The following is a 4,098-nucleotide window of genomic DNA, read 5'->3' as shown; positions in this document are numbered from 1 at the left end:
GCAACATATTATTGAGAGAAACGAAATGGCAATTCTGAAGACTCTGCTGCTGGTGGCGCAAATCCTGAGCGCACTCGGCGTGATCGGCCTGGTGCTGCTGCAGCATGGCAAGGGCGCGGACGTAGGTGCGGCATTTGGCTCCGGTGCGTCGGGTAGCCTGTTCGGTGCTACGGGTTCGGCCAACTTCCTGTCGCGCACGACGGCCGTGCTGGCTACGGTGTTCTTCGTGGCCACGCTGGCGCTGACACTGCTGGGTAACAGCAAGGCCAGCGTGTCTGCGGGCGTGATGGCAGGGGCGGCGCCGGCTGTTCCGGCCGCTTCGGCTCCGGCCGCCGCAGGTGCGACTCCGGCGTCCGCGCCGGCTGTCCCGAAGTAATTGGATGCAATGTCCGCGGGCGCGCCGGTGGGCTTGCCGGTGCGCCGCGGGGCACAAGTTTTTTGTTTGTGCGTTGAACAAAAGCCTCGCTTTGCGGTAGAATGTGAGGCTTGAAACAATATGGGGAACGGCGCTGGCTTAAGGCCTGAACCGGGTTCCGGAAAGGTTTCTTCCCCCAGCCGACGTGGTGAAATTGGTAGACACGCTATCTTGAGGGGGTAGTGGCGAAAGCTGTGCGAGTTCGAGTCTCGCCGTCGGCACCAATCAAAAGTTCGGGGTCTGCTTGGGAGTGGGTTTGTCCTGTGCAGGTCCCATCCGCAATACGGCGGGATGTTATTGCGCCGTGAGGCTGCGGACCCGGCGCCTTTGGTGGGGCGACAAGGCGCCGCCTGCGGGCAGTGCTGTTGCAACCATTCAAAAGGCGAGTGTCCCTTGAACCTCGAAGCCTACTTCCCCGTTCTGCTGTTCATCATCATCGGTGTTGGCCTCGGCCTCGCACTGATGACCATTGGCCGAGTTCTCGGGCCAAACAATCCTGATCCAGACAAGCTCTCGCCGTACGAGTGCGGCTTCGAGGCGTTCGAAGATGCGCGCATGAAGTTCGATGTGCGCTACTACCTCATCGCCATTCTGTTCATTCTGTTCGATCTCGAGACCGCGTTCCTCTTTCCGTGGGGCGTGGCGCTGCGTGAGATCGGCTGGCCGGGGTTCTTTTCCATGGGCGTGTTTCTTCTCGAATTTCTCGTGGGCTTCGTCTACATCTGGAAAAAAGGCGCGCTCGATTGGGAGTGATGTGAAATGGCGATCGAAGGCGTACTCAACGAAGGCTTTGTCACGACCACCGCTGACAAGCTGATCAACTGGACCCGTACCGGGTCGCTGTGGCCGATGACGTTCGGCCTGGCCTGCTGTGCCGTGGAGATGATGCACGCCGGTGCATCGCGTTATGACCTGGACCGCTTCGGCGTGGTGTTCCGCCCGTCGCCGCGTCAGTCCGACGTGATGATCGTGGCCGGCACGCTCTGCAACAAGATGGCACCCGCTCTGCGCAAGGTGTACGACCAGATGGCCGAGCCGCGCTGGGTCATCTCGATGGGCTCGTGCGCCAACGGCGGCGGCTACTACCACTATTCGTACTCCGTCGTGCGTGGCTGCGACCGTATCGTGCCGGTCGACGTGTACGTGCCGGGCTGCCCGCCGACGGCGGAAGCGCTGATCTACGGCATCATCCAGCTCCAGGCCAAGATCCGCCGCACCAACACCATCGCGCGCAAGGGCTGACATGACCGACAAGCTTGCCACCCTGAAGGCCGCGCTGGAGAAGGCACTCGGCGATCGTATTCAAAGCCTGACCGAGGCTGTTGGCGAACTCACCCTCGTGGTGAAGGCCGCCGATTCCCTCAGCGTCATGCGCACGCTGCGTGATGATGCATCGCTCAAGTTCGAGCAGTTGATGGACCTCTGCGGCGTCGACTATGCCGACTACGGCGACGGCGCCTGGAACGGCCCGCGCTTTGCCGCCGTGTCGCACCTGCTGTCGGTGTCGCATAACTGGCGCGTGCGCGTGCGCGTGTTCGCACCGGAAGACGACCTCCCGGTGGTGTCGTCCGTCACCACCATCTGGAATTCCGCCGACTGGTTCGAGCGCGAGGCGTTCGACCTGTACGGCCTGGTGTTCGAAGGCCACCCGGACCTGCGCCGCATCCTGACCGACTACGGCTTCATCGGCCACCCGTTCCGCAAGGACTTCCCGGTGTCGGGCTACGTTGAAATGCGTTACGACCCGGTGCAGCGTCGCGTGGTCTACCAGCCGGTGACCATCGAGCCGCGCGAGATTACGCCGCGTGTGATCCGCGAGGATCAATACGGCGGTCTGAAGCACTGAAGGGCGCCCGACGATCATGGCAGACATCAAGAACTACACCCTGAACTTCGGCCCGCAGCACCCGGCCGCGCACGGCGTGCTGCGCCTCGTGCTCGAGCTGGACGGCGAAGTCATCCAACGCGCTGACCCGCACATCGGCCTGCTGCACCGCGCGACCGAGAAGCTCGCCGAGCAGAAGACCTGGATCCAGAGCGTGCCGTACATGGACCGCCTCGACTACGTGTCGATGATGGTCAACGAACACGCCTACGTGATGGCCATCGAGCGCCTGCTGGGCCTCGAAGTGCCGTTGCGCGCGCAGTACATCCGCGTCATGTTCGACGAGATCACGCGGATCATGAACCACCTGATGTGGATCGGTTCGCACGCGCTGGACGTGGGCGCCATGGCGGTGTTCCTGTACGCCTTCCGCGAGCGCGAAGACCTGTTCGACATGTACGAGGCGGTGTCGGGCGCGCGCATGCACGCGGCCTACTACCGTCCGGGCGGCGTCTACCGCGACCTGCCTGACACGATGCCGCAATACAAGGCGTCGAAGGTGCGCAATGAGAAGGCCCTGGCCGCCCTGAACGAAACGCGTTCGGGTTCGCTGCTGGACTTCATCGAAGACTTCACCAACCGTTTCCCGAAGTACGTCGACGAGTACGAAACGCTGCTGACCGACAATCGGATCTGGAAACAGCGTCTGGTCGGCATCGGCGTGGTGAGCCCGGAACGTGCACTGCAGAAGGGCTTTACCGGCGCGATGCTGCGTGGTTCGGGCATCGAGTGGGACGTGCGCAAGAAGCAGCCGTACGAAGTGTATGACCGCGTCGATTTCGACATCCCGGTCGGCGTGAACGGCGATTGCTACGACCGTTACCTGGTGCGCGTGGAAGAGATGCGCCAGAGCAACCGCATCATCCGTCAGTGCATCGAGTGGCTGCGCAAGAACCAAGGTCCGGTGATCACCGATAACCACAAGGTGGCACCGCCGTCGCGCGTCGACATGAAGACCAACATGGAAGAGCTGATTCACCACTTCAAGCTCTTCACCGAAGGCATGCACGTGCCCGAAGGCGAAGCGTATGCCGCCGTCGAGCACCCGAAGGGCGAGTTCGGCATCTACGTGATCTCGGACGGCGCCAACAAGCCGTACCGCCTGAAGATCCGTGCGCCGGGCTTCGCGCATCTGGCGGCGCTCGACGAGATGGCTCGCGGCCACATGATCGCCGACGCCGTCACGATCATCGGTACGCAAGACATCGTGTTCGGCGAGATCGACCGCTGAACGCGCAGGAAACAACGGTTTGACGCGCTGGCAAGCGCGGCTGTGAAACGAGGACGCACGCCGGGGTGACCAGCCCCGCGTCCCGCACCAATCGCAACGAAAATGCTATCAGCAGAAGCTCTCAAGGAAATCGACCGGGCGGTCGCGAAATATCCCGCCGACCAGAAGCAGTCCGCCGTGATGGCGGCGCTGGCGGTCGCGCAGAGCGAGAAAGGCTGGGTCTCGCCCGAAGTCATGCAGTTCGTGGCTGAGTACCTCGAAATGCCGCCGGTGTGGGTCGAGGAAGTGGCGACGTTCTACAACATGTACGACACCACGCCGGTGGGCCGCTTCAAGCTGTCGGTGTGCACGAACCTGCCGTGCGCGCTGTCGGGCGGCGAGCGTGCGGCCGACCACCTGAAGAAGAAGCTGGGCATCGGTTTCAACGAGACCACTGCCGACGGCAACTTCACGCTGAAGGAAGGCGAGTGCATGGGCGCGTGCGGTGATGCACCGGTCATGATCGTCAACAACACCCACATGTGCAGCTTCATGAGCAACGAGAAGCTCGACGCGCTGATCGCCGAC

The 4,098-nt window shown here is 62.6% G+C and carries 6 protein-coding genes and 1 tRNA gene; all 7 read left to right on the top strand.

Annotated elements, in window-relative coordinates:
- The first annotated feature begins 25 nt into the window (after positions 1-25).
- Positions 26-376: a preprotein translocase subunit SecG gene (gene secG / locus QZ609_RS25050; RefSeq protein WP_295500763.1), complete on the top strand. Its 351-nt coding sequence runs from the start codon at positions 26-28 to the stop codon at positions 374-376.
- Positions 377-554: 178 nt separating this feature from the next.
- Positions 555-639, top strand: a tRNA-Leu gene (locus tag QZ609_RS25045).
- Between the two features lie 169 nt (positions 640-808).
- Positions 809-1,168, top strand: coding sequence for an NADH-quinone oxidoreductase subunit A (locus QZ609_RS25040; RefSeq protein WP_295500760.1), 360 nt, complete (start codon positions 809-811; stop codon positions 1,166-1,168).
- Positions 1,169-1,174: 6 nt separating this feature from the next.
- Entirely contained in the window at positions 1,175-1,657 is a 483-nt protein-coding gene (locus tag QZ609_RS25035) for an NADH-quinone oxidoreductase subunit B family protein (protein WP_003261929.1), read from the top strand.
- A 1-nt stretch (position 1,658) separates the two neighbouring features.
- Entirely contained in the window at positions 1,659-2,261 is a 603-nt protein-coding gene (locus tag QZ609_RS25030) for an NADH-quinone oxidoreductase subunit C (RefSeq protein WP_295500724.1), read from the top strand.
- A gap of 16 nt (positions 2,262-2,277) precedes the next feature.
- A complete protein-coding gene (locus QZ609_RS25025) occupies positions 2,278-3,531 on the top strand; it encodes an NADH-quinone oxidoreductase subunit D (RefSeq protein ID WP_295500721.1) in 1,254 nt (417 codons plus the stop codon).
- 102 nt (positions 3,532-3,633) lie between these two features.
- Positions 3,634-4,098, top strand: a 465-nt coding sequence (gene nuoE, locus QZ609_RS25020; protein ID WP_295500718.1) for an NADH-quinone oxidoreductase subunit NuoE, incomplete at its 3' end; no start/stop codon positions are given.

Origin of the sequence: uncultured Ralstonia sp., from assembly GCA_913056305.1 — a bacterium.
In the GTDB taxonomy this organism is placed as follows: Bacteria; Pseudomonadota; Gammaproteobacteria; order Burkholderiales; family Burkholderiaceae; genus Ralstonia.
This window is presented reverse-complemented; position numbering and strand designations above follow the sequence as displayed.